Origin of the sequence: Aureimonas jatrophae (assembly GCF_900104035.1) — a bacterium.
In the GTDB taxonomy this organism is placed as follows: domain Bacteria; phylum Pseudomonadota; class Alphaproteobacteria; order Rhizobiales; family Rhizobiaceae; genus Aureimonas; species Aureimonas jatrophae.
Genome location: NZ_FNIT01000006.1, coordinates 202,589 through 226,129, shown reverse-complemented (window position 1 = coordinate 226,129; position 23,541 = coordinate 202,589). Strand labels below are relative to the sequence as shown.

28 protein-coding genes are annotated in these 23,541 nt (G+C 68.0%); 19 read left to right on the top strand and 9 right to left on the bottom strand.

Annotated elements, in window-relative coordinates:
* Nucleotides 1-4: 4 nt before the first annotated feature.
* A complete protein-coding gene (locus BLQ76_RS14640) occupies nucleotides 5-736 on the bottom strand; it encodes an SDR family NAD(P)-dependent oxidoreductase (RefSeq protein WP_090674845.1) in 732 nt (243 codons plus the stop codon).
* A gap of 131 nt (nucleotides 737-867) precedes the next feature.
* Between BLQ76_RS14640 and BLQ76_RS14635 the strand changes: the two genes are divergently transcribed.
* A complete protein-coding gene (locus tag BLQ76_RS14635; RefSeq protein WP_090674645.1) occupies nucleotides 868-1,035 on the top strand; it encodes a DUF2256 domain-containing protein in 168 nt (55 codons plus the stop codon).
* A gap of 10 nt (nucleotides 1,036-1,045) precedes the next feature.
* Here the strand turns inward: BLQ76_RS14635 and BLQ76_RS14630 are convergent, their stop codons facing one another.
* Genes BLQ76_RS14630 through BLQ76_RS14615 form a run of 4 tightly spaced genes read right to left on the bottom strand, consistent with a single transcriptional unit; the run spans nucleotide 1,046 to nucleotide 4,240 of the window.
* Complete coding sequence (locus BLQ76_RS14630) at nucleotides 1,046-2,668, bottom strand: NTP transferase domain-containing protein (RefSeq protein ID WP_090674642.1); 1,623 nt, start codon at nucleotides 2,666-2,668, stop codon at nucleotides 1,046-1,048.
* A complete protein-coding gene (locus tag BLQ76_RS14625; protein WP_090674640.1) occupies nucleotides 2,665-3,375 on the bottom strand; it encodes an XdhC family protein in 711 nt (236 codons plus the stop codon). The genes BLQ76_RS14630 and BLQ76_RS14625 overlap by 4 nt, the downstream gene beginning before the upstream one ends.
* A complete protein-coding gene (locus BLQ76_RS14620; RefSeq protein WP_090674638.1) occupies nucleotides 3,375-3,686 on the bottom strand; it encodes an XdhC family protein in 312 nt (103 codons plus the stop codon). Before BLQ76_RS14620 ends, BLQ76_RS14625 begins: the two co-directional genes overlap by 1 nt.
* 47 nt (nucleotides 3,687-3,733) lie before the next feature.
* Entirely contained in the window at nucleotides 3,734-4,240 is a 507-nt protein-coding gene (locus tag BLQ76_RS14615; protein ID WP_425285167.1) for a flavin reductase, read from the bottom strand.
* A gap of 223 nt (nucleotides 4,241-4,463) precedes the next feature.
* On the opposite strand from BLQ76_RS14615, the gene BLQ76_RS14610 reads away from it, so the two are divergent.
* The 6 genes from BLQ76_RS14610 to BLQ76_RS14585 all read left to right on the top strand — a co-directional run bounded on the left by BLQ76_RS14610 (nucleotide 4,464) and on the right by BLQ76_RS14585 (nucleotide 9,127).
* Nucleotides 4,464-4,919 (top strand): GNAT family N-acetyltransferase, encoded by a 456-nt coding sequence (locus BLQ76_RS14610; protein ID WP_170842603.1) that lies wholly within the window; start codon nucleotides 4,464-4,466, stop codon nucleotides 4,917-4,919.
* Nucleotides 4,920-4,923: 4 nt separating this feature from the next.
* Nucleotides 4,924-5,721: an ABC transporter ATP-binding protein gene (locus tag BLQ76_RS14605; RefSeq protein ID WP_090674631.1), complete on the top strand. Its 798-nt coding sequence runs from the start codon at nucleotides 4,924-4,926 to the stop codon at nucleotides 5,719-5,721.
* Nucleotides 5,718-6,422 carry an ABC transporter ATP-binding protein gene (locus BLQ76_RS14600; protein ID WP_090674628.1) on the top strand — a complete coding sequence of 235 codons (705 nt, stop codon included), beginning with the start codon at nucleotides 5,718-5,720 and terminating at the stop codon, nucleotides 6,420-6,422. The genes BLQ76_RS14605 and BLQ76_RS14600 overlap by 4 nt, the downstream gene beginning before the upstream one ends.
* Nucleotides 6,423-6,450: 28 nt before the next feature.
* Nucleotides 6,451-7,446: a branched-chain amino acid ABC transporter permease gene (locus BLQ76_RS14595; protein WP_090674626.1), complete on the top strand. Its 996-nt coding sequence runs from the start codon at nucleotides 6,451-6,453 to the stop codon at nucleotides 7,444-7,446.
* On the top strand, nucleotides 7,443-8,726 hold the full coding sequence (locus BLQ76_RS14590) for a branched-chain amino acid ABC transporter permease (protein WP_090674623.1): 1,284 nt from the start codon (nucleotides 7,443-7,445) through the stop codon (nucleotides 8,724-8,726). Before BLQ76_RS14595 ends, BLQ76_RS14590 begins: the two co-directional genes overlap by 4 nt.
* A 65-nt stretch (nucleotides 8,727-8,791) precedes the next feature.
* Entirely contained in the window at nucleotides 8,792-9,127 is a 336-nt protein-coding gene (locus BLQ76_RS14585) for a DUF3140 domain-containing protein (protein ID WP_090674621.1), read from the top strand.
* A gap of 55 nt (nucleotides 9,128-9,182) precedes the next feature.
* Here the strand turns inward: BLQ76_RS14585 and BLQ76_RS14580 are convergent, their stop codons facing one another.
* Nucleotides 9,183-10,394: an ABC transporter substrate-binding protein gene (locus tag BLQ76_RS14580; RefSeq protein ID WP_090674618.1), complete on the bottom strand. Its 1,212-nt coding sequence runs from the start codon at nucleotides 10,392-10,394 to the stop codon at nucleotides 9,183-9,185.
* Nucleotides 10,395-10,522: 128 nt separating this feature from the next.
* On the opposite strand from BLQ76_RS14580, the gene BLQ76_RS14575 reads away from it, so the two are divergent.
* The 3 genes from BLQ76_RS14575 (at nucleotide 10,523) to purB (ending at nucleotide 13,958) form a co-directional block, all read left to right on the top strand.
* A complete protein-coding gene (locus tag BLQ76_RS14575; RefSeq protein WP_090674616.1) occupies nucleotides 10,523-11,566 on the top strand; it encodes an ABC transporter substrate-binding protein in 1,044 nt (347 codons plus the stop codon).
* Nucleotides 11,527-12,573: a P1 family peptidase gene (locus BLQ76_RS14570; protein WP_090674613.1), complete on the top strand. Its 1,047-nt coding sequence runs from the start codon at nucleotides 11,527-11,529 to the stop codon at nucleotides 12,571-12,573. The genes BLQ76_RS14575 and BLQ76_RS14570 overlap by 40 nt, the downstream gene beginning before the upstream one ends.
* Before the next feature lie 77 nt (nucleotides 12,574-12,650).
* On the top strand, nucleotides 12,651-13,958 hold the full coding sequence (purB, locus tag BLQ76_RS14565; protein WP_090674611.1) for an adenylosuccinate lyase: 1,308 nt from the start codon (nucleotides 12,651-12,653) through the stop codon (nucleotides 13,956-13,958).
* A gap of 4 nt (nucleotides 13,959-13,962) precedes the next feature.
* On the opposite strand, the gene BLQ76_RS14560 is transcribed toward purB, so the two are convergent.
* A complete protein-coding gene (locus BLQ76_RS14560; protein WP_090674608.1) occupies nucleotides 13,963-14,793 on the bottom strand; it encodes an endonuclease/exonuclease/phosphatase family protein in 831 nt (276 codons plus the stop codon).
* A gap of 201 nt (nucleotides 14,794-14,994) precedes the next feature.
* Here BLQ76_RS14560 and cls point away from each other — a divergent pair, with 201 nt between their 5' ends.
* Both cls and BLQ76_RS14550 read left to right on the top strand, forming a co-directional pair.
* The gene (cls, locus tag BLQ76_RS14555; RefSeq protein ID WP_090674605.1) at nucleotides 14,995-16,440 is read left to right on the top strand and encodes a cardiolipin synthase; all 1,446 of its coding nucleotides are present in this window, start codon (nucleotides 14,995-14,997) and stop codon (nucleotides 16,438-16,440) included.
* A 42-nt stretch (nucleotides 16,441-16,482) separates the two neighbouring features.
* On the top strand, nucleotides 16,483-17,040 hold the full coding sequence (locus BLQ76_RS14550) for an RBBP9/YdeN family alpha/beta hydrolase (protein WP_090674602.1): 558 nt from the start codon (nucleotides 16,483-16,485) through the stop codon (nucleotides 17,038-17,040).
* 2 nt (nucleotides 17,041-17,042) lie between these two features.
* Here BLQ76_RS14550 and BLQ76_RS14545 read toward each other — a convergent pair whose 3' ends face one another.
* The gene (locus BLQ76_RS14545) at nucleotides 17,043-17,816 is read right to left on the bottom strand and encodes an HpcH/HpaI aldolase family protein (RefSeq protein ID WP_090674599.1); all 774 of its coding nucleotides are present in this window, start codon (nucleotides 17,814-17,816) and stop codon (nucleotides 17,043-17,045) included.
* Nucleotides 17,813-18,121 carry a DUF1476 domain-containing protein gene (locus tag BLQ76_RS14540; protein ID WP_090674597.1) on the bottom strand — a complete coding sequence of 103 codons (309 nt, stop codon included), beginning with the start codon at nucleotides 18,119-18,121 and terminating at the stop codon, nucleotides 17,813-17,815. The genes BLQ76_RS14545 and BLQ76_RS14540 overlap by 4 nt, the downstream gene beginning before the upstream one ends.
* A 250-nt stretch (nucleotides 18,122-18,371) precedes the next feature.
* On the opposite strand from BLQ76_RS14540, the gene purC reads away from it, so the two are divergent.
* The 7 genes from purC (at nucleotide 18,372) to BLQ76_RS14505 (ending at nucleotide 23,538) form a co-directional block, all read left to right on the top strand.
* The gene (gene purC / locus BLQ76_RS14535; protein ID WP_062014383.1) at nucleotides 18,372-19,136 is read left to right on the top strand and encodes a phosphoribosylaminoimidazolesuccinocarboxamide synthase; all 765 of its coding nucleotides are present in this window, start codon (nucleotides 18,372-18,374) and stop codon (nucleotides 19,134-19,136) included.
* A 67-nt stretch (nucleotides 19,137-19,203) separates the two neighbouring features.
* A complete protein-coding gene (gene purS / locus BLQ76_RS14530) occupies nucleotides 19,204-19,446 on the top strand; it encodes a phosphoribosylformylglycinamidine synthase subunit PurS (RefSeq protein WP_090674594.1) in 243 nt (80 codons plus the stop codon).
* 49 nt (nucleotides 19,447-19,495) lie between these two features.
* On the top strand, nucleotides 19,496-20,179 hold the full coding sequence (gene purQ / locus BLQ76_RS14525) for a phosphoribosylformylglycinamidine synthase subunit PurQ (protein ID WP_090674592.1): 684 nt from the start codon (nucleotides 19,496-19,498) through the stop codon (nucleotides 20,177-20,179).
* On the top strand, nucleotides 20,179-20,586 hold the full coding sequence (locus BLQ76_RS14520; protein WP_090674842.1) for a hypothetical protein: 408 nt from the start codon (nucleotides 20,179-20,181) through the stop codon (nucleotides 20,584-20,586). Before purQ ends, BLQ76_RS14520 begins: the two co-directional genes overlap by 1 nt.
* A complete protein-coding gene (locus BLQ76_RS14515; protein WP_090674590.1) occupies nucleotides 20,579-20,965 on the top strand; it encodes a hypothetical protein in 387 nt (128 codons plus the stop codon). Before BLQ76_RS14520 ends, BLQ76_RS14515 begins: the two co-directional genes overlap by 8 nt.
* 35 nt (nucleotides 20,966-21,000) lie before the next feature.
* On the top strand, nucleotides 21,001-23,217 hold the full coding sequence (purL, locus tag BLQ76_RS14510; RefSeq protein ID WP_090674839.1) for a phosphoribosylformylglycinamidine synthase subunit PurL: 2,217 nt from the start codon (nucleotides 21,001-21,003) through the stop codon (nucleotides 23,215-23,217).
* 87 nt (nucleotides 23,218-23,304) lie between these two features.
* Nucleotides 23,305-23,538 (top strand): BolA/IbaG family iron-sulfur metabolism protein, encoded by a 234-nt coding sequence (locus BLQ76_RS14505; protein WP_090674588.1) that lies wholly within the window; start codon nucleotides 23,305-23,307, stop codon nucleotides 23,536-23,538.
* The last annotated feature ends 3 nt before the right edge of the window (nucleotides 23,539-23,541 follow it).

The window sequence follows — 23,541 nt, the reverse complement described above, 5'->3', positions numbered from 1 at the left end:
GCGGTCAGCTACGCGCGGTGCGCAGCGTCGAGCGTCCGCCGTCCACGCCGAACACCTGGCCCGTGATCCAGCCGGCGTCCGCCGACAGCAGAAAGGTGGTCAGGGCCGCGATCTCGTCGGGTTCGCCCAGCCGCGGGATCGGGTGGAGCTTCGCCAGGGCATCCTCGATCCGCTCGTTGCCGGCGACGCTGCGTCCGAGCGGCGAAAGGGTCAGCGAGGGTGCGATGGCGTTGACGCGCACCTTTGGCGCGAGCTCGGCGGCCAATGACAGCGCCAGCGCCTGGACCGCTCCTTTCGCCATGGCGATCGAGGCGTGGGACGCAAAGCCCTGCGCGACGGCCACGGTGGAATACAGAACGACGCTTGCGCCGTTCTCGGCTGCCGTCAGAGCGGGAAGGCAACGCTGAACCGCGATCATCGCGCCCAGCGCGTTGATGCGGAAGTCGCGCAACGCATCGTCGGGCGTCACCTTCGGGAACGGCTTCAGCGTGATGGTCCCCGCCGCGTAGACGAGCCCATCCAGACGCGGGCCTGCCTTCTCGCCGAGATCGGCGTAGGGGTCGCCGTCCTCGCTGTCGCCAAGGACCGGCTCCGCGTTTCCGAGCTCGGACGCGAGCGCGGAAACGGCTCCGCCATCCCGCCCCACCAGTACGAGGTCGTGGCCGGCTGCCGCCAAACGCCGTGCGGTGGCCTCGCCGATGCCCCCGTGTGCCCCGATCACGATGTAACGCCCCACGCCCGCACTCTCCTTGTTCATTGTGGCAGGCGAGATGTCGCGACACTTCGGCCGTTCAAGTGTGTCCTCAAAGCGCGGCCCGGAACCCGAGTGGGACATACGGCATTGGCGCGATCAAACGAGGAGTTGCGATGCCGAGGATGCGTCGAAAGGGCGAGCTTCCCACGAAGACCTGCGTCCAGTGCGGTCGCCCCATGACGTGGCGAAAGTCCTGGGCTCGCAACTGGGACAACGTTCTCTACTGTTCCGACCGCTGTCAGGCGGACGCCAAGAAAAATCACGCTCGCGCGAAGGGTTGACGCGAGCGCCTCAGAATCCTGGCGAAGCCACCGGCAGGATGCCACCGGCGCGGACCATGAGGTCGGGTGTATCGACATCGAAGGAGGCAGCCGGACCGAGGTCGACCTCGACAACCGCTGATCGATGAGCCTGCACGATGGATCTCGCGCCCACATCGCCGACGAGACGGCCGATCTCGTCCCGATAGAGCGCGGACAGAATTACGGGATTGGCCCGTTGCCCGGCATCGGAGGCGAGCACGATGGAGCCTTCGCCGGTCGGGCAAAAGCGGTCCATCAATTGCCGCAGATGCTGCGCGGTCAGGAGCGGCTGGTCGGCCAGCATGACCAGGACACCCGCCGCCGATCCCGCCGCCGCGAACCCAGCCTGAACGGATGTCGACAGTCCTTCGGCAAAGCGACCGTTGCGCACGATCTCGACCGGAAGCCCCGCCAGCGCCTCGACGATCTCCGCCTCCATGTGTCCCACGACCACGAGAACGCGCTCGGCTCCCGCAGCCAGCGCGGTCTCGGCCGATCGCCGCACGAGCGGCTTGCTGTCGATCGTCGCAAGCAGCTTGTTGGGTCCGCCCATACGACTCGATCGCCCGGCCGCGAGCAGGACGATCGACACGCCGTTCGATGCGCCGTCAACGACAGCCTCTCGAGGCTGCGGGCGGGAGGCGATCTCCATCAACAATCCGCCGACGCCCATGCCCGTCAGATCCTGAGGCGTGACGCGAAGTCCGGCCAGTATCCGGTTCAGCACCCAATCGAAACCGTTCTCACGCACACTGCGCGCACAGCCCGGTGCGCCGATCACGGTGCGCTCCCCAATGCGGCCGATCAGGAGCAGGTTCCCCGGGTCGACCGGCATGCCGAGGTGATCGACCGTCCCGCCGGCCTGCCGTACGGCGCTCGGCACGACGTCGTCCGGGTCGATCACGGCCGAGGCTCCGAAGATCACGGTCAGCTGCTCGCCGCCGGCCGGTGCGCTCAAAGCCTCGGCCAAAGCAGCGGCCTCATGGTCGCAGCGACGCTCGCGGACGAGGTGGGAGCCGCTCGGCCTCAGACGGACCTCGAATGCCCCGCGCGTCTTGTCGAGTACGCTTGCCTTGACGGACGGAAGTTGCGTCTGCACCAGCCCGACAGCCATCGAACGGAACGGCTGAAGTCGCCATGCCGGCGAGCGTTGCACCAACTCGACCGCCGCCTCGACGGCCGTGCGCGGCAAGGCCAGCGGTATGATCTTGACGGTCGCCACCATGCGGCCTGCCTCGACAGACGCGTGTTCCGGCAGCGTCGCGAGCGTGATCGCGGGATCGATGCGGTTGAGGTCGTCGACAACGGAACGCTGTGGCAGGAACAGGCCGGCCTTCTGCGCGAAGAGATTGCTCCGCCCGGTGGCCGGCGTTTCTGCCAGAACGTCCGTGCCGGCAAGCGCCGACGCGATCCATCCAGCGGCCTCGTCTTCGCCGATGTCGCCTGCGTCGAGCCGCGCGGCGATCACGTCGCGCTGACCGCCTGCCCGAAGGCGCTCGATATCATCCGTCGTCAGCTTCCGACCTTTGGGAAGGCGACCGTCCGGCAAGCGGACGGCATGGGCGAGCAGCGTACCCTCGGCTTCGTCGAGCGGCCATGTCCCGAACTTCATGCGGCCTGCGTCTCGCCTCGGCGCTCGGCATGCATGCGACGCTTCCGGAATGCCTCGATCACCGACGCGGTAATGGCCACCGCGATCTCGGCCGGCGTCGAGGCACCGATATCGGCGCCGATCGGGGCGTCGATCGTGTCGATGCGATGTTGGGGCAAGCCGGCGGCGAGAAGGCGTTCGACGCGCCGGGCGTGGGTCTTCCGGCTCCCGAGAGCCCCCACGTAGAAGCAGCCCGTGCGCAACGCCATCTCGAGCGGCAGGTCGTCGATCTTGGGATCATGCGTCACGGCGACCAGAGCCGTGTACGGATCCAGCGGCTGTTCGCGCAGCGCGATCTCGGGCCATGCCGCCGAGACCGGAACGTCGGGGAAACGCTCCGGGGTCGCGAAGGCGCCGCGCGGATCCACGATGCGCACGTCGAAGCCGCTGATACGGGCGATCGGCGCCAGCGCCTGCGAGATATGCACGGCACCGATCACCAGAATGCGGGCCGGCGGAAGGTAGGCGTTGATGAAACTCCTGCCGTCCTCGGTCAGCCGCGCGCGGCCCGTGCGAAGCGCGGCGACGATCTCGCTTGCCAGAGCGTCGCCTTCCAGTCCGGTCTCGCGAACGAGGCGCTGTTCGCCGCCGTCAAGCTGTGTGACGACCGCGCAGGCGCGACGCGCCGCACGTTCCGCGTTCAGATCATGAAGCAGCGTAGCGTCCATCAGACCAGCCGTTCAACGTAGACGCGAATGCGACCGCCGCAGGACAGGCCGACCTGCCAGGCCGTCTCGTCGGCGACGCCGAACTCGAGAACACGCGGCGCACCGGTCTCGATGACGTCGATCGCTTCCGTGATCACCGCGCCCTCGACGCAACCGCCCGATACGGACCCTTCGAAGTTGGCCTCGCTGTCCACCAGCAGATGGCTGCCGCTCGGGCGAGGGGCCGAGCCCCAGGTCTCGATCACCGTAGCGAGCGCCAGGCGCCGCCCTTCGGCGCTCCATCGCTCGGCAATCTCCAGAACGTCGTCCATGACCCACTCCCGGCGGCTGTCCGGCAGCGGCGGCCGCCGCCTCGAACCTATAGCGCGGGAAGAAAATGGTAGCGGCGTGCGCGATAAAGAAGGCTCGAGCCCGCGACCGGCTCGCTGACGGCGACGACCCGGCCCATCAGGACGCGATGGGTCGCGACGATGCGGCTGTCTTCCAACCGGCAGTCGAAGGCGACCAACGCGTTCTCGAGAATTGGTGCGCCCGTCCGTAACGTGCGCCAATGTCCGCGTCTGAAGCGTTCTTCCGGCTCCAGTTTCCCCTCGCCCGCGAAAGCACGAGCCACGCCCTCGTTGTGCTCGGCCAGGACGTTGACCGCAAACACGCCGTTCGTATCGAACAGCGCGTTGGCGGCGTTCGCATGATTGAGGCAAACGAGAAGCGTCGGCGGGTTGTCGGAAACCGAGCAGACCGCCGTGACCGTCACGCCGCGCCGTCCTGCCGCGCCGTCGGTCGTGACCAGACAGACCGCCGAGGCGACATGGCTCATCGCCTCGCGGAAGGCATCGCTCGCCGTATCGTTTTGGATGGTCAGCACGCTCGTCCTTCAGCCGTTACCGCCGGCTTGCCGGAGGTGTGCGGCCACACATAGCACTCGACCCGTTGATGAACACTGTAGGCGGGCGTCGGATGGCGGCATTTGCGTGCGCGAGCTTCCGCCTTTATGCAGCACGGCTTCGGTTGGCGGAGCATCGTCCGCCGAGCCGACCCCTGTTTCACCGTTCGACGAGGGCGATCCGCAAACGGCGGCTCGCGAAGGCATGACGAGCGATACCGCAAGCATCGAACTGCGCCCGGCCACAGAGGCCGACCGGGACCGGATCGCCGAGATCTGGCATGCCGGCGCTTGTCTTCCGGGCGTCGGTCCTGCGGCAGCGCCCCTGTTGGCCACGTTGCGACAGCGCGTGGATGCGGAGTTCGCGCAAGGCTGGCTCGCCCAGGTCGCGACGCGAGGCGACGAGGTTCTGGGCTTCGCGGCGGTGAAGCCGGCGGAACGGGTCCTGGCCGAACTTTTCGTCGCTCCCGAGGAGCTCGGGTCCGGGATTGGAACGCGTTTGTTCGGTTGGGTGCGGGGCGTCCTTCCGGATGGGTTCACGCTCTACACCCGACCAGGCAACGAGCGGGCCTGCCGCTTCTATGAGCGCGCCGGGCTGCACCGTCTGCGCACCGGCCTTCATCCGCGCTTTGGCGATCCGATCGTCTACTACGGGACCTGACCTCATGGACGCTATCATCGAGGTCGAGAACGTCTCGCGACGGTTCGGCGGCATCACGGCCGTGAACGATTGCTCGCTCCAGGTTCGGCGCGGCTCGATCACGGGTCTGATCGGGCCCAACGGCGCGGGCAAGACGACGCTCTTCAACATGGTGGCCGGGAATGTCGCCCCCTCGTCCGGCACGATCCGCTTCGATGGCCGAAAAACCGATGGACTGAAGCCGCATGAGCTTTTCGGACGCGGGCTCCTGCGCACCTTCCAGATCGCGCATGAGTTCTCGCGCCTGACGGTTCTCGAGAACCTGATGATGGTGCCAGCCGCGCAGCCTGGCGAGAACCTCGCCTCGGTATGGCTACAGGGAAGCCGAATGCGCGAGGGCGAGCGACGGGTGCGCGAGCGCGCCGAGGAGGTCGTTGACTTCCTGCGTCTCGGCCATGTCGCGCAGGAGTTGGCGGGCAACCTGTCCGGCGGCCAGAAGAAACTCCTCGAGCTCGGCCGCACCATGATGGTGGACGCCAAGGTCGTGCTGCTCGACGAAATCGCGGCGGGCGTGAACCGCACGCTTCTCGCCTCGCTCGCCGACAGCATCGAGCGCCTGAACCGCGAGCGCGGCTACACCTTCTTCGTGATCGAGCACGACATGGATCTGATCAGCCGCTTGTGCGATCCCGTTATCGTCATGGCGGCGGGCACGGTGATGCGCGAGGGCTCGTTTGGCGACCTGCGCAACGACGCGGCGGTCGTGGAAGCGTATTTCGGTGGGTCGCCCACGGGACACGCAACCGGAAGCGTTCGCTCATGAGCATCCTCAGCCTCCAGGGCGTCGTCGCCGGCTATGGTTCCGCCCCGATCCTCAATGGGCTCGACCTTGCGCTCGACGAGGGCGACATCGGCGTCATCGTCGGCCCGAACGGGGCCGGCAAATCGACCACGCTGAAGGCCGTGTTCGGGCTTCTCGCCGTATCGGACGGCTGCATCCTCCTGCGCGGAGAGGACATCGCGAACCGGCCGACCGAGTCGCATGCCGGACGCGGCCTCGCCTTCGTGCCGCAGGAGCACAATGTCTTCCGCACGCTCTCCGTGCAGGAGAACCTCGACATGGGTGCCTATGTCCGTCGAGGCGAGCGTGCCGCCTTGCTCGACCGCGTGTTCGAGATCTTCCCGCCGCTGAAAGCCAAGCGTGCGCAACCGGCGGGAGAGCTTTCGGGCGGCCAGCGCCAGATGGTCGCGGTCGGCCGGGCGCTGATGAGCGACCCGAGCGTCCTCCTGCTCGACGAGCCGACGGCCGGCCTGTCGCCGCTTTACATGAGCGAACTGTTCGACCGCGTCGTGGCGGTGAACCGGACCGGAGTCACGGTGGCGCTGGTCGAACAGAACGCTCGCCAAGCCCTCGGCATAGCGACGCGGGGTTTCGTCCTGGCCGGCGGGCGCATGCGCTTCACCGGCACGGGCGCCGAGCTTCTCGCCGACCCCGACGTCGCCCGATCCTTCCTCGGCGGCTGACGCCCCGCCTCGCTTCCGGAACGCCCCCTTGGACGATCTCGTCTTCTTCATCAATCGCGGCCTCGTCGGCGGCCTCGTGATCGGCTCGATCTATGCGCTCGGCGCCGTCGGCGTGACTCTGATCTTCGGCATCCTGCGGTTTGCCCACTTCGCCCATGGCGACATGATGACCGCAGGTGCCTTCGTCACGCTGATCCTGGCCGGCGTCGCATCCGGCCTCGGCATCGCCGCCCCGCTGCCGCTGGCGCTGCTCGTCCTTCCGCTTTCGATGATCGTCACGGCCGGGTTCGCGGTGGGGCTCGACCGCGTCTTCTACCGCCCGTTGCGCGAACGGGGTGCGCGGCCCGTCGTCATGGTCATGGCCTCGATCGGCGTCGCACTGATGCTGCAGGGGCTGATTCGTCTCTTTGCGGGCACCGGCTCCTGGAACCTCGCGCTCGGCGCGCCGAAGACGATCTTTCGCATTCCGACCGGCGGGCGGCCGATCGTCGTCACCGAACCGCAAGTGGCGTTGCTGCTGGCGACCGCCGTTCTCGTCACGGCATTGCATCTCTTCCTGACGCGCTCGCGCCTGGGCGTCGCGATGCGCGCGGTGGCCGACGATCCCGCTCTGGCGAGGGTGACCGGCATTCCGATCGAGCGGGTCGTGGCGGCGACCTGGATCATCGGCGGGGGCCTTGCAGCCGTCGCGGGAACGCTGCTCGCGCTCGACGTCGAACTCCGACCCGACCTCGCCTACAACCTTCTTCTGCCGATCTTCGCCGCCGCGATCCTCGGCGGCATCGGGCAGCCCTACGGAGCGGTCGCGGGCGGCTTCGTCGTCGGGTTCGCCGAGACGCTGGCGGTCTTCAACGTGGCGACGCTGCTGCGTCCGCTCGGCGCGGTTCTACCGGTCGGGTGGGAGTTGCCCGCGAACCTTGCCCTCGTGCCCAACGAGTACCGCCTCGTCGTGCCCTTCGTGATTCTCGTCGCGGTCTTGATCTACCGGCCGACCGGCATCTTCAAGGGAAGGGTCTTCGCATGAGCCGGGCCGTTTCGATCACGAACAAGCCGCGCTCGGAGCTGTGGATCGCAGCCGGCCTTGCCGCGATCCTCGCGGCTGTGTTCGCGCTCCAGGGACCGGAATACGCGGTACGCATGCTCGCCGAGGCCGCGGCCTACGCGCTGATCGCGGTCGGCCTCAATATCCAGTGGGGTTACGCCGGCCTCTTCAACGTCGGCATCATGGGCTTCATCGTGGCGGGCGCCTGCGCGTCGGTGCTTCTGACGATTCCGGTCAACGACGCCTTCTGGGCCGGCACCGGCGCGCCGCTGCTCGGCCAAGCGCTGCTGTGGCTGGGGGCCTGCGTGGCCGTCGTGGCCATGCTGGCACGCGCGCACCGCTGGGGGCTCAGCCGAGGCCAGACGTCGGCCTTGACCATCGTGGCCTCGCTCGTCGCCTTTGCCGTGGTCACGTCCCGCTTTGCTCCGGCTATCGAGGCGATCGAGCGGGAGGCGGGCTTCGTCGGAGGCTTCGGCCTGCCGGTCGCCGTCGGCTGGGCGGCGGCGGGCTTCGTCGCGGCCTTTCTCGCCTATGTCATCGGACGCATCTGCCTCGGGCTGCGGGCCGACTACCTCGCGATCGCGACGCTCGGCATCGCGCAGATCGTGAAGACCTTCCTGCGCAACGCCGACTGGCTGACGCGCGGTCCCCTGACGATCTCGCCCCTGCCCTGGCCCGTTCCGACGCCCGCGGATGTCGGTTTCCTCTGGGCGCGCGGCAGCTATCTCGCGCTCTCGGCCGTGATCCTGCTCGTGGTCTATCTCCTGATGGAGCGCGCCTATCATGCCCCTTGGGGCCGCATGATGCGGGCGATCCGGGACAACGAGATCGCCGCCTCGTCCATGGGCAAGAACGTCGACCGCCGCCGGCTGGAAATCTTCATGCTGGGGGCGGGCCTGATGGGTCTGGGCGGTGCGATCCTCGTCCACTTCACGACGATCTTCGACCCGGCCGGATTCGTAGACCTCAACCATACCTTCCTGATCTGGGTGATGGTGATCCTGGGCGGCGCCGGCAACAACCGCGGCGCGATCGTCGGAGCGGTCTTCGTCTACGTCGTCTGGACCATGTCGGAACCCGCAGCGCTCTGGCTCTTCGGTCTGGCTCGCGATCTCGGCTCGGCCTGGTTCGGCTGGCAGGCGCCGGCCGATCTCGACTCCCGTGCGCTCCAGATGCGCGTCTTCGTGATCGGATTGACGATCACGCTGGTCCTGCGCTTCGCGCCGAACGGGCTCCTGCCGGAGCGGCGTGCCGCGCCCTAGGCGGCTCCATGGAACGCGGCTGCCGATTCGCGGGTTCGACGAATCCACGAAGCCCGGAGACGGCCATGACGGCGAAGGATGACCACGAGGATACCTGGCGTGAGTTCCGCGACGGCGTGAACATGACGCCCAAGGAGATCGAGCACTGGTTGGAGAGTGACGAGTCCAAGGACGTCGGCCAGTCCAAGGATGGTGGCGAGTCGATCGGGCACGAATCGGGCCGCAAGATCATCGAGATCCAGCATACCAAGAAGGTCGACCTTACCGACGCGCAGTGGGCGCATATGAAGAAGGTTGTGAGCTACATCGCCCGCCATTCGAAGCAGCGCCCCAAGGGCGACGTCGAGGACACCAAGTGGCGCTACTCGCTGATGAACTGGGGACATGACCCCCTGAAATGACGAAGGTCCCGGACGCAGAGCGTTCGGGACCTTCGAAATGCGGCCGAGACGTCGATCAGGTCGCCGGACCGACGACCTTGATCTGCCCGTCCTCGATCGTGACTTCGTCGTAGGAACCGGGAACGTCTCCGTTCGCATCGAACTCCAGCGATCCGGATGCACCTTCGTAGTCGATGTCGGTGCCGGCCGCGATCAGCTTCTTGGCCTTGTCCCACTCGCCCGGCAGGATGCGTTCGCCGGGCGCCGACGAGACGTCGCGAAGCGCCGCCGAAAGGCGCTCGCGCTTGCCACCCGTCTTCTCCAGCGCGAGCAGGAGCGAGAAGGCGGCGTCGTAACTCGTCGCGGCATAGGTCGCCTCCGGGTCCAGGTTGGCTCCCTTTGCCGCCTCGGCGAAGCGCTCGGCTCCGCCGGCCGCCGTGCCGCCTGGACGCGTCAGGATCAACCGCTCGTCTCCGCCGGCCACGTTGGTGAGGTTGCCGCCCACCATGCCGTCACCACCGACGAAGGTCGAGAAGTCGCCGGTCTCGCGCGCCTGGCTGATGATGCGGCCGCCCGAACCATCGACATAGGCGAGCACCACAAGCGCATCGGCGCCGCTGGAGGCGAGCGCGCCGATCTCGGGACGGTAGTCGGCCTTGCCGTCCTCATGGGCCTGGGACAGCGTGACCTTTCCCCCGCCCGCCGTGAAGGCCGCCTCGAAGGCCTTCGCGAAGCCCGATCCGTAGTCGTTATTGACGTAGGTCACGGCGACCGTATCGATGTTGTTGCGTCGGGCGACACGCGCCAGAACCTCGCCCTGATAGGCATCCGAGGGCGCGGTGCGGAAGACCAGATCGTTGTCCTTCAGGTCCGTGACGGCCGGCGAGGTCGAGGAAGGCGAGACCATCACGACCTTCGCCGGGATCGCGGCCGAGTTGGCGGCGGCGATCGTCGCGCCGGAACACATGGCGCCGACGATGCCGGCTACGGTCTCCGAGTTCACCTGCCGGTCCGCCGCCGCCGAGGCACGTGCCGCGTCGATGCAGCCGTCGTCGCCGACCACCATCTCCACTTTCGCGCCCGCAGAACCCAGACCGCCGGCTACGTTCACCTGTCCCACCGCCATGCGGGCGGCCTCCGTGATGGGCGGCATGAGGCTTTCGATCGGTCCGGTGATGCCGCCGATCATGCCGATCCGGACGACGTCCTGGGCCTGGGCCAGGGAGGGCCCGAGGGCCAGGGCGGCCGTGGCGAGGAGAAGGCTGCGCAGCGTGCCGCCGGTTGTCATCGAGATGGGCTCCTGTGGGCAAGGCGCGGGACGCCGGTCCCGCACTCGGGCGCGAGTTAACGGAGCGCGCAAGCCGGAATCAAGCCGCCCTCGCAGCACAAGGTGAAAGGCACTAGACTACGGCCGCCATGACACTCGTTCGCGCCCTCTTCGTGTCCCTCGTTCTTGCCGGTCCCGCGTCCGCCCAGGACGGCGTTCCACCGCGCATCGGAATCGCCGCGCCGCTCAGCGGTCCCGAGGAGATCCTCGGTCGCCAGCTCGTTGCCGGCTCGCGCGCGGCGCTCGACCCGAAGCGTGCGCAACTCCAGGAGTTCGACGACGGCTGCTCCGCCGAGGGCGGCGCGCGCGTCGCAACGCAGATGCGCGACGCCGGCGTCCGCATCGCCGTTGGCTTTCTGTGCACCAGCGCGCTGGAGGCGGCGATGCCGATCCTGCGAGATGCGACGATACCGGTGATCGACGTCGGCGTACGGGCCGACCGCCTGCTGAAGCGTCGCGAGAGCGACAGCTGGCCGTTATGGCGCATCGCGCCGGGTTCGGACGACGAAGCCGAGGCGCTGGCGCGCTTTGTTCGGGAGCGTTGGCGAACGGAGTCCGTCGGTCTCGTCGAGGACGGTTCGGCGACGGGCCGCGACCTGGCGGATCGGATACGGGAGCGTCTGGAGGCCGACGGATACCGTTTTGCGCTGATCGACAACTTTCGACCCGCCGAGGAGAAGCAGTTCGCGTTGGCACGGCGGATCGCGCAAAGCGGCGTGACGCATGTCGTCATTCTGGGCAGTCGTTCTGATGTCGCGGTGATCGTGCGCGATGCCGCCGCGATCGGCCTCGACCTCTCGGTCGTCGGCGGCGAAGCGCTGCTCGACGAGACGCGCACGGAGCCGATGCTTCCGAACGGCATCGTTGCCGTGAGCGCCGCCCATGACGCGGCCTGGCCGCCATCGGAGGAGGCGCCGGTCGACGAAGGTTACGGGTGGCCGGCTCGCCTGGGCGTCGAGATCGCGCAGTCGGCTCTGGCATCCGGCCGACCACTCGCGGACACCCTTGCATCCGGGACGTTCGAAACCTCCGCCGGAACCGCCCGCTTCGGAACGGACGGGGCGGCCGACATCCTCCCCTTCCGTGCTTACCGATGGGAGGGCGACCGGTTTCTGCCCGAGGACGAGGGGTGAGCGAGCGCTGGCGGGCTGGACCCCGCAATCGTCTGACCGACGTCGCCGGGTTGCGCGTTGGCCACGCATCCAGCGAGCGGCTGCGGAGCGGCGTCACGGCGATACTGTGCGATCGGCCGACGCTGGCCTCGGTCGCCGTTCTGGGCGGTGCGCCCGGCACGCGCGAGACCGACCTCCTGGCACCCGACGCGACGGTCGCAGGCGTCGATGCGCTGGTCCTGTCCGGCGGCTCGGCCTTCGGCCTCGACGCCGCATCGGGCGTTCAGTCGGTGCTGCGCGGCTGGGGCCGAGGTTTTGCGGTAGGTGCCTTTCGCGTGCCCATCGTTCCGGCCGCGATCCTGTTCGATCTTGCGAATGGCGGCGACAAGGACTGGGGCGACCATTCGCCCTATCGCGATCTCGGGGTTGTCGCGGCCCAGGCGGCGGCGCTCGACTTCGAGCTCGGCGGCATCGGCGCCGGGCTGGGTGCGACCACGGCGGCGTGTCGCGGCGGCCTCGGCTCGGCGTCGGTGCAGCTCCCGAACGGCGCCACGATCGCAGCCCTCGTCGCGGTGAATGCCCTCGGCTCGCCGCTCGTCGGCTCGACGCGCCACTTCCGCGCCGCCCCGTTCGAGATCGGCGGCGAGTTCGGCGGCCTCGGATTGCCCCATCCCCTGCCCGACGACGTCGCGGTTCCGCGCTCGAAGATCGCCCTGCCGGGTACGGCGACCACGATCGCAGTGATCGCGACGGATCTGCATCTCGACAAGGCCTCTGCGCGCCGCCTCGCGCTGGCCGCCCACGACGGCTTCGCCCTGGCGCTCTGGCCCGTACATACGGACTACGACGGCGATCTCGTCTTCGCATTGGCGACCGGCGAGCGGGGACCGGTGCCGGATGGGGGCGCACGGGTGGAGGTTGCGGCGGCCGCCTCTTCGGTCATGGCACGCGCGGTGGCGCGCGCGGTGTTTGCGACCCTGCCGCTTCCCGGCGACACGCTGCCGGCCTGGACCTCGCTCGCCGGCTAGCGCGAGTTGAGGCGTGCGGGCGCGTCTGTTAAGGCCCGGCCACGCTCCTCCCCAGCCTGCCGCGAAAGGTCTCGACGATGATCCCCCGCTATTCCCGTGCCGAGATGGTCGCGATCTGGTCGCAGGAGACCAAGTACCGGATCTGGTTCGAGATCGAGGCCCATGCCTGCGATGCGCTGGCCGAGATCGGCGTCATCCCGCACGAGGCCGCAAAGACGATCTGGGAGCGGGGCGGCGCAGCCACCTTCGATGTCGAGCGCATCGACGAGATCGAGCGCGAGACCAAGCACGACGTCATCGCCTTCCTGACGCATCTGGCCGAGTTCGTCGGCCCGGACGCCCGCTTCATCCATCAGGGCATGACCTCGTCGGACGTTCTCGACACGTGCCTGAACGTCCAGCTGACGCGCGCGGCCGATCTGTTGCTGTCAGACCTCGACGCCCTGTTGGCCGCGCTGGAGCGTCGCGCGTTCGAGCACAAGGACACTGTCACGATCGGGCGCAGCCACGGCATTCATGCTGAGCCGACGACCTTCGGCGTCAAGCTGGCTCTCGCCCATGCCGAGTTCGCGCGTTGCCGCGAGCGGCTCGTCGCGGCGCGCGCGGAGGTCGCGACCTGCGCCATCTCGGGCGCCGTCGGCACCTTCGCCAACATCGACCCGCGCGTCGAGGAGCATGTCGCCAAGGCGCTGGGGCTCCAGCCGGAGCCCGTCTCGACCCAGGTCATCCCGCGCGATCGGCACGCCATGTTCTTCGCGACGCTCGGCGTCATCGCCTCCTGCGTGGAACGGCTGGCAACGGAGGTTCGCCACCTCCAGCGCACCGAGGTACTCGAGGCCGAGGAATACTTCTCGCCCGGTCAGAAGGGCTCCTCGGCCATGCCGCACAAGCGCAACCCGGTTCTGACCGAGAACCTGACGGGCCTGGCCCGCATGGTGCGCTCGTTCGCGATGCCTGCGATGGAGAACGTCGCGCTCTGGCATGAGCGGGACATCTCGCACTCCTCCGTGGAACGCTTCATCGGGCCGGACGCCACGATCACGCTCGACTTCGCTCTCGCGCGTCTCACCGGGGTCGTTGACAAGCTGCTGGTCTATCCCGAGCGAATGGAGCGCAACCTCAACCAGTTCCGGGGCCTCGTCCATTCGCAACGCGTGCTCCTGGCACTGACCCAGGCCGGCCTCTCGCGCGAGGAGAGCTATCGCCTCGTCCAGCGCAACGCGATGCGCGTGTGGGAACAGGGCGCGGACTTTCTGACCGAGCTTCTGGGCGACCCGGAGGTGACCCAGGCGTTGGGCGAGAGCGAGATCCGGGAGAAGTTCGACCTCGGTTATCATACCAAGCACGTCGACACGATCTTCCGGCGCGTCTTCGGTCGGGCCTGATCCGTCAAGCCTCCGACGGCAACTCCGCCGGGTCAACCGGATCGGCGACGAGAACCGCACGGCCGCTCGCCCCGCCATCGCCGCCGACACCCTCGATGTCGAGGCGGATCATCTGATGGTCCGAGAAGGGTTGATCGAGGATGCTGACGCGGCACGAGTCGATCAGGTCGCGGGACACGAGGCAGGTATCGAGCGTCGCCCGGTAGGGCCCGAGCCGAAAGGTCGGGCCGCTGTCGGCGTTGGCGTGAACGAGGCGACCCGAGCCGAGCAGCGGCGCGAGTTCGCTGGCGCCGCGAAACAGGTTGAAGTCGCCGACCACCACGGTCGGCCCTTCGCGTTCCGCCACCCATCTCGCCAGTTCCCCGATCTGGAGGCAGCGGATTCGATAGCGCAGCGACAGATGCGCGGCGAGGACGCGGACACCCTCGATCTCGATGTCGTAGACGAGCCGCTTCTTGCCGGCCGACAGATAGCGCGCCGCATAGCGGATCGGTCGGGTCGCGAGAAACGCATTGGACTTGCCGCGCGAGACCGACAGGCGCCGGAAGTGCTTGTCCGCTCCGTACTTGTTGTCGATGCGGACCGTCGTGTGGCGCTCGTCGGCCAGAATGCGCATCTGGTCGAGGAAGCCGTTGTTGAACGACCCCCGATCGATCTCCACGAAGCACGCGAGATCGGGCTGCAGCGCGTCGAGCCGCTCGCGCACCTGGTTCAGCGCCCGCCGCTGCACCCGTTCCGTCGTGAACAGGTGGCGGTGCGCCCGACGCACGTGGTGACCAAGCGACCCGTCGATCGCGCGGGAGTAGCCGAGATTGGCGTAGACGATGCGGATCATGCGACATCCCTCGACGCGCCGCCTCGGACACCGGGCGGCACGCGCGGGGGTCCATATAGGGTCCCGTCGTCGTCCGGAAGGTCGTCCGATCGGCCGATCCCGGCCGGGGCCTTGCGCCCGCCCGAATCCGCGGGCATGGCGGGACGCTTCATGGCCGGACCGCCGGCATCGCTCCGCATCTGACCGAATCGACGAGGCCCTATGATCGAATTTTTCGACGGGACGGTCTGGCCCCTTGCCGTGAGCGTGGCGGGCTGGAGCATCATCGTCGGAGCGCTCGTCTACATTCCCTTCCGGCGCAGTCCCGTGGCTGCGCAGGCCTGGCTGATGCTGTTCTTCTTCCTGCCCTGGATCGCCCTGCCCGTTTACCTGGCGGTCGGCAACGCGCGCCATCCGAAATGGCGTCGCGACCGGATCGAGCAGGTACCGTCGATCATCCGCAAGGCGATCGCCCATATCAAGCTGGACGGCGTGTCGGGGCTGCGCGCCCTGCCCCAGCGGCATCGCGCAACCTCCCACCTCGTCCAGCGTATCGGCAACTTCCCGTGCTTGGCGCACAACAAGATCACGCTGGACGCGGACTACAATCGCGTCGTCGACCGCATCGCGGCCGACATCGACAAGGCCAGGCACCATGCCCACGTCATGGTCTACATTCTCCAGAACGACCAGGCTGGCAACAAGATCCTGAGCGCGCTGGAGCGCGCGGCGCGGCGCGGCGTCAAATGTCGCCTGCTGATCGATGCGGTCGGCTCCTCGCGCGATCGACGCGCTATCGCCAAGCGCCTCACGGGCACGGGCGTCGAGCTACGCTTGATCCTTCCGCTGCGCTTCTGGAACCAGGCGACACGCCTGGACCTGCGCAACCATCGCAAGATCGTCGTCGTGGACGGGCTGATCGGATGGGTCGGCTCGCAGAACATGCACCGCATCGAGTACGAGCCGAAGACCTTCTACCGCGAGGTCATGGCGCGTGTGGAGGGACCCGTCGTCCTCGAGCTGCAGTCGATCTTCATCGGCGACTGGTATCTCGAGACGGACGAGGACATCGCCTCGCCGGACCTGATGCCGGAGCCGCCGCCGCCCACGGTGGAGCACAAGGCGATCGCGCAGGTCCTGCCGAGCGGCCCCGACTACCCCGAGGCCGGCGTCGACATTCTCTTCACCGACCTGATCTACGCCGCACGCCAGCGCGTGGTTCTCGCCACGCCCTACTTCATTCCGAACGAGCCGCTTCTCGTCGCGATGCGCACGGCGGTCGCCAAGGGCGTTCGCGTGACCCTGTTCGTAACCTCGACCACCAACAGCGTCCTGATCGATCACGCGCAGCAGAGCTACTACGACGAGCTTCTCGAGGCGGGCATTGAGGTCATGCTCTACCGCGAACGGTTCCTGCACGCGAAGCACCTGTCGATCGATGACGACATCGCGGTGGTGGGTTCGGCCAACATGGACCGGCGCTCCTTCGAGTTGAACTCTGAGGTGACACTGATCGCCTTCAACGAGGATCTCGTGCGCGACCTGCGCGTGATCGAGGACGACTATCGCGCCAAGAGCCACCGCCTTCAGATGGCGCAATGGCAGCGGCGCGGCTTCTGGCGCCAGCTCGCCGAGAACGTCACGCGCCTCATCAGCCCGCTTCTGTGACGCGCCCTTGACAGGACGCAGACCCGTCCGCATCTGCCCGCGATGCGCGTTTCAGAAGCCGACATCCTCATCATCCCCGGATATCAGAACTCCGACGAGCAGCACTGGCAGACGCGTTGGGAGCGCAAGCTCTCGACGGCCCGTCGTGTGGAGCAGGTGGCCTGGTCCAAGCCTGTCCGCGAGGAGTGGACGCAAGCCGTCGCCGAGGCCGTGAACGCGAGCGAACGACCGCCCGTGCTCGTTGCGCACTCGCTGGGCGTCGCGGCAGCGGTGCAGGCCGTGCCGTTGTTTCGCCGCCCGGTCGCCGGTGCATTTCTGGTCGCGCCTCCGGACGTCGACGACGAGCGCCTGCGTCCCAAGCACCTGCGCACGTTCGGCCCCTATACGCGCGAGCCGCTGCCGTTCCCGTCCGTTGTCGTGGCGAGTCGCAACGACCCGTTCTCGTCGTTCGAGGCTGCCGAGGACGCTGCGGGAGCCTGGGGCTCCCGGTTCGTGGATGCCGGCGAATCGGGTCACCTGAACGGCGAGAGCGGCCACGGTCCCTGGCCCGAAGGCTTGCTCACCTTCGGCAAGTTCCTGTCGTCGCTCCCGCTCGGCTGACGCTAGGGCGCGCGAATCGTCTCGACGATGCGGCGCGAGGCGTCCCTCAGAAGCGCGATGTCGCTCGCCACGCAGATGAGGTCGTACCCCATCGCAGCGTAGCGGCGCGCCGTCTCGGCCGTCGCGGCGTAGATGGCCGTCGCCTTGCCGGCCTGCGACGCCTTCTGCGCGATCGTGCGCACGGCGGACTCCGTCCGCTCGCCGTCCGGATCGAGCCGGCTCGAGTCGATGGCGAGCGACAGGTCGGACGGCCCCACAAAGACGCCGTGCAGTTCCTCCACCGCGAGGATGTCGTCGATCGCGGCCAAAGCGGCGGGCGTCTCGATCATGGCGAAGGTCATGATGGCGTCGTGCGCCGCCCGCATGTAATCGGGTCCCGACGGCATTTGATGAAGATCGGCGGCTCGCGCGGGACCATACGACCGTTGCCCACGCGGCGGATAGGACAATGCGCGAGCGAACCGCCGCGCGTCCTCGGCTCCCTCGACCATGGGAAGGATGACGCCGTGCGCGCCAAAGTCGAGCGCACGCGCGGCCAGCGACAGGTCGTCCACCGGCACTCGCACCAGCACGGGCCGCCCGGCCAGAACCACACGGGCGATACCGTCCCGGATCTCGTCGACGGATTGCAGCCCATGCTGAACATCGAGCGTCACCGCATCGAAGGTGCGCGCAAGAACCTCGTGGACCGTCGGATCGCCGAGGCTCGACCAGGCCGACAGGGCGCTTCCCTCGCGATCGAGAAGGCGGCGCAACGTGAGAAGAGAATCGCTCATTGGGCGCGGATCTGCCGTTCGGCCTCCAGGCGCGCGGCCCCGAGCTGGCGCACCACCTCTTCGCGCGACGCCTGCCCGGCCAGGTCGGCCGTCACCTTGTCCACGACGTCGTCCGATCCCGCCGCGCCGAGATCGTGGCGAACGAGGTCCGCGGCATAGGTCTCGGCCGGATCGCCCGAGCGCCCAAGCCGTCCTGCCGCCCAAAGTCCGAGAAGCTTGGTCGCGCGCGACTCGACGCGAAACCGCAAGTCCGCGTCGTGGGCGAAGCGTGCCTCGAAATCGTCTCCCCGGTCCCTCAGCGACATGGACGTCCTCCGTTGATCGTTGCGTCCGTCGCCTCGTGCGGGCGATGGATTCGCGCGCCATAGCCTATGCCATCGAGCCGTCTCGTCCAGCCGATCCCCAGGGAACGTGATCGTATCGTGTTGCTTCCACGGACCATTTGCGGGCGACCGATTGTTTCAGGCGACCCTATGGGCTATTGACCCGCACAAGACACAAGCTTTTCTTGCGGGTCGCCGTCGGCCTGCCTCGTCCACGATCAGGCATCACCCTATGACACGTCGCCGCCGTATCTACGAAGGCAAGGGCAAGATCCTCTACGAGGGGCCCGAGCCCGGCACCCTGGTTCAGTTCTTCAAGGACGACGCGACGGCCTTCAACAAGAAGAAGCACGAGGTCGTGGACGGCAAGGGCGTCCTGAACAACCGCATCTCGGAATACATCTTCTCGCACCTCAACCGGATCGGCATTCCGACGCACTTCATCCGTCGGCTGAACATGCGCGAGCAGCTGATCAAGGAAGTCGAAATCATTCCGCTCGAGGTCGTGGTGCGCAACGTCGCGGCCGGCTCGCTGGCCAAGCGCCTCGGCATCGAGGAGGGCACCGTGCTGCCCCGCTCGATCATTGAATTCTACTATAAGGCCGACCAGCTTGACGATCCGATGGTGTCGGAAGAGCACATCACGGCCTTCGGCTGGGCGAGCCCGCAGGAGATCGACGACATCATGGCGTTGGCGATCCGCGTCAACGACTTCCTGTCGGGCCTGTTTCTGGGCGTCGGCATCCAGCTCGTGGACTTCAAGATCGAGACCGGCCGCCTCTACGAGGGCGACATGATGCGCATCATCGTAGCCGACGAGATCTCGCCCGACTCGTGCCGTCTGTGGGACGTCCAAACCCAGGACAAGCTCGACAAGGATCGCTTCCGTCGCGACATGGGCGGTCTCGTCGAGGCCTACCAGGAAGTGGCCCGTCGTCTCGGCATCATGAACGAGAACGAACCACCCCGCCCTTCGGGGCCGGTGCTGGTGAAGTGACGCATCCGCCGGCGTCGCGACCCGCGCCGGCTTTGAGACTGGTTCATTCGCAGAACAGGCGGCAAACGTGATCAAGGCGCGCATCGTCGTCACGCTGAAGAACGGCGTGCTCGATCCTCAGGGCAAGGCGATCGAGGGTGCGCTCGGCACGCTCGGCTTCGAGGGCGTGGCGGGCGTGCGGCAGGGCAAGGTGTTCGACGTCGTGGTGGACGGCGACGACCGCGAGAAGGCGAAAGACCAGCTTTCCGCCATGTGCGAGAAGCTCCTCGCCAACACGGTGATAGAGAACTACGCGGTCGAGATCGCCTGACCGGCGCCCTGCCGACCCGTCGATCCGTGAGCGCCCGAGGAACTTCCCGATGAAAGCCGCCGTCGTCCTTCTGCCCGGCCTGAACCGCGACCGCGACATGATCGCGGCGCTGACCTCGATCAGCGGCTCGGCGCCCGCGACCGTCTGGCAGACCGAGACGACGATTCCCAAGGTCGACCTCATCGTCGTCCCGGGCGGCTTCTCGTTCGGCGACTACCTGCGCTGCGGCGCGATAGCCGCCCGCTCGCCCGTGATGCGCGCGGTGGCCGACGAGGCAGCGCGCGGCGTCGCGGTGCTGGGCGTGTGCAACGGCTTCCAGATCCTGTGCGAGGCCGGTCTCCTGCCGGGGGCCCTGATGCGCAACACGAGCCTCAAGTTCGTATGCCGCGAGGTGAAGCTGGAAGTCGCCAACGCCCAGACGCGCTTCACCACGGCCTATTCGCAAGGCCAGGTGATCCGCTGCCCGGTCGCCCACCACGACGGCAACTACTTCGCGGATGCGGAGACGCTGGCTCGTGTCGAGGGCGAGGGTCGTGTCGTCTTCCGCTACGCCGAAAGCACGAACCCGAACGGCGCGCTGAACGACATCGCGGCCGTGTTGAACGAGGGCGGCAACGTGCTTGGCATGATGCCCCATCCCGAGAATCTCGTGGAGCCCGAGCACGGGGGCACCGACGGACGCGGCATCTTCGAGTCCGCGCTCGGGCTCTCCGGTCGTTCGCTCGCCGCGTGATGCGTCTCAAGACCGCCCTTGCCCTGGCAGTCGTCGGCCTGGCACTTGCCGGTTGTGCGGGTTCGCCCGCGCCCGCTCCGTCGAAGTCCGCCGCGCCGCGCGCCGATACCGGGCTCGACCGAATGGAGCGTCTGGCGCTGACGGCGAATCGCTGCTGGTTCAAGTCGGGCGATCCGGCCTTTGCCGCCTATTCGCTCGCGCCCGAACTCTCCTCCTTCTCCGGCAAGCCGCGCTTCCTGCTCGTGCCGCGCGGGCGCATCGAGGCGCGCCCGCTCCTGGTCGTCGAGGGCTTCACGGGTTCGACGCGCGTGGATACCTACGGCCCGCTTCTGAACGGAGCGCTGCGTCCGCGTCTCGAAACGGATCTCTCACGGTGGCGGTCGGGGTCGACATCCTGCGATGCCTGACCGGCTGCGGTTCGCGCTTTCGCTCTCGATTTTCCTGGCGCTCGGCAGCGGCTGCGCCTCCGTGGCGGCGCCACCCCCGAACCTCGGCGGCCCGGCTCCCAACGCGGCGGAACTTCGCTACGCCGCCGAGACCGGACGCGCCATCTACCGTCGCCTTCCCGTCGAACAAACGCGCGGGTTCGTGTTCGCCGGCGACGGACGCGGCTACGGCCTGTGCGTGCGGGCGGTGCGCAACGGACGCCTCGACCATACGCTTCTCGTGCTCCAGCGCCGGATCGACGGTGCGGTGAGCCAGGTCGAGGACGACGCTGCAATCCTGCGCTCGGGTGCCGAGGTCGCCCCCTGCCGCAACCGCACCGACTGGACGCCGGTCCGGTGACGCACGAGTTCAACACCACGCCCGCCGGAGGTCCCATGCAGGACGTCGCCATCACGCCCGATCTTGTCGCCTCGCATGGGCTGAAGCCGGACGAGTATCAGCGCATCCTCGACCTCATCGGCCGCGAGCCCACGATCACCGAGCTCGGCATCTTCTCGGCCATGTGGAACGAGCATTGTTCCTACAAGTCGTCGAAGCGCTGGCTGCGCACGCTGCCCACCAAGGGCGAGCGCGTGATCCAGGGTCCGGGCGAGAATGCCGGCGTCGTCGACATCGGCGATGGCCTGTGCGTCGTCTTCAAGATGGAGTCGCACAACCACCCGTCCTTCATCGAGCCCTACCAGGGCGCGGCGACCGGCGTCGGCGGCATCCTGCGCGACGTCTTCACGATGGGCGCGCGCCCCATCGCGGCAATGAACGCGCTTCGCTTCGGGGCGCCCGACCACCCCCGCACGCGCCATCTGGTCTCGGGCGTCGTGGCGGGCGTCGGAGGCTACGGCAACGCCTTCGGTGTGCCGACGGTGGGCGGCGAGGTGAACTTCCACCCGCGCTATAACGGCAACTGCCTCGTCAACGCCTTCGCTGCGGGCTTGGCCAGGACCGATGCGATCTTCTACTCGGAAGCCAAGGGCGTCGGCCTGCCGGTAGTCTATCTCGGCGCCAAGACCGGCCGCGACGGAGTCGGCGGCGCCACCATGGCCTCGGCCGAATTCGACGAGGGCATCGAGGAGAAGCGCCCGACCGTGCAGGTCGGCGACCCATTCACCGAGAAGTGCCTTCTGGAGGCGTGCCTCGAGCTGATGCAGACCGGCGCGGTGATTGCGATCCAGGACATGGGCGCGGCCGGCCTGACGTGCTCGGCGGTCGAGATGGGCGCCAAGGGCGACCTCGGGATCGAGCTCGACCTCAACCGCGTCCCCGTGCGCGAAGAGCGCATGACCCCTTACGAGATGATGCTCTCGGAGAGCCAGGAGCGCATGCTCATGGTGCTCGAGCCCTCGAAGCAGGGCGAGGCCGAAGCCATCTTCCGTAAGTGGGGTCTCGACTTCGCCGTGGTTGGCCACACGACCGACGACCTGCGCTTCCGCATCCTCTTCGACGGACAGGAAGTCGCGAACCTGCCGATCAAGGAGCTCGGCGACGAGGCGCCGGAATACGACCGTCCGTGGGTCGCGCCAAAGGCAGCGGCCGTGGTTCGCGCCGAGGATCTGACCGTTCCCGCCGATCTCTCCGACACGCTCCTGCGCATGCTCGGCTCGCCCGACATCGCCTCGCGCCGCTGGGTGTTCGAGCAGTACGACACGCTGATCGGCGGCAACTCGCTGCAGCGACCCGGCGGCGACGCCGGCCTCGTGCGCGTCGACGGACACCCGACGAAGGCCCTCGCCTTCTCCTCCGACGTGACGCCGCGCTACTGCGAGGCCGACCCCTACCAGGGCGGTGCGCAGGCCGTGGCCGAGTGCTGGCGCAACCTCACGGCGGTCGGCGCCGAACCGCTCGCAGCCACCGACAACCTCAACTTCGGCAATCCCGAGAAGCCCGAGATCATGGGTCAGTTCGTGCGCGCCATCGAGGGCATCGGCGCGGCCTGCCGCGCGCTCGGCTTCCCGATCGTGTCGGGCAACGTCTCGCTCTACAACGAGACGCAAGGCACCGGTATCCTGCCCACACCCACCATCGGCGGTGTCGGCCTTGTCGAGGATCGCACGAAGACGGCGACGATCGGCGGGATGCGGGAGGACGACGTTCTCATCCTCGTCGGGTCGGAGGGCACGCATCTGGGCGCCACGATCTACCTGCGGGAGATCGAAGGGCGCGAGGACGGTGCGCCGCCGCCGGTCGACCTCGAGACCGAGAAGCGCAACGGCGACTTCGTGCGCACGCTGATCCGGTCGGGCCGCGTGACCGCCTGCCACGATTTGTCCGATGGCGGCCTCGCGGTCGCGCTGGCGGAGATGTGCATGGCTTCGGGCTTGGGTGCCGACGTCGAGCCCGGCGACGGCTCGCTTCACGCGCGCCTCTTCGGCGAGGACCAGGCGCGCTACGTCTTGGCGGTATCGTCGGCAGATGCCGAAGGCATTCTGTCGGCCGCCGATGGCGTGCCGGTTCGTCGTCTCGGGACGGTGGGCGGCAACACGCTGCGGGCCGGACCGCTGGTCGTCGAGGTTGCGGACATGACCATCGCGCACGAGTCGTGGTTCCCGCGTTTCATGGCCGGCACTGTGCCCGAGACCGCGGCGACCGCGGCCTGACCGGCGGTTGCCGCTCGCCGCGATGCCCCCTATCGTGAGCCGAAGCGACGCGCCGCAACGCGTTCGCGGTAGCCGAGGAGTTCAGCGATGCCCATGAATGCCCACGACATCGAGTCGCTGATCAAGCGGGGCATTCCCGACGCGACCGTGACGATCCGGGACCTCGCGGGCGACGGCGACCACTACGCCGCCGAGGTCGTCGCCGAAAGCTTCCGCGGTAAGTCGCGCGTGCAGCAGCATCAGATGGTCTACCAGGCGCTGCAGGGAAACATGGGAGGACCGCTTCACGCGCTCGCCCTCCAAACCAGCGCGCCCAAGTAGGGC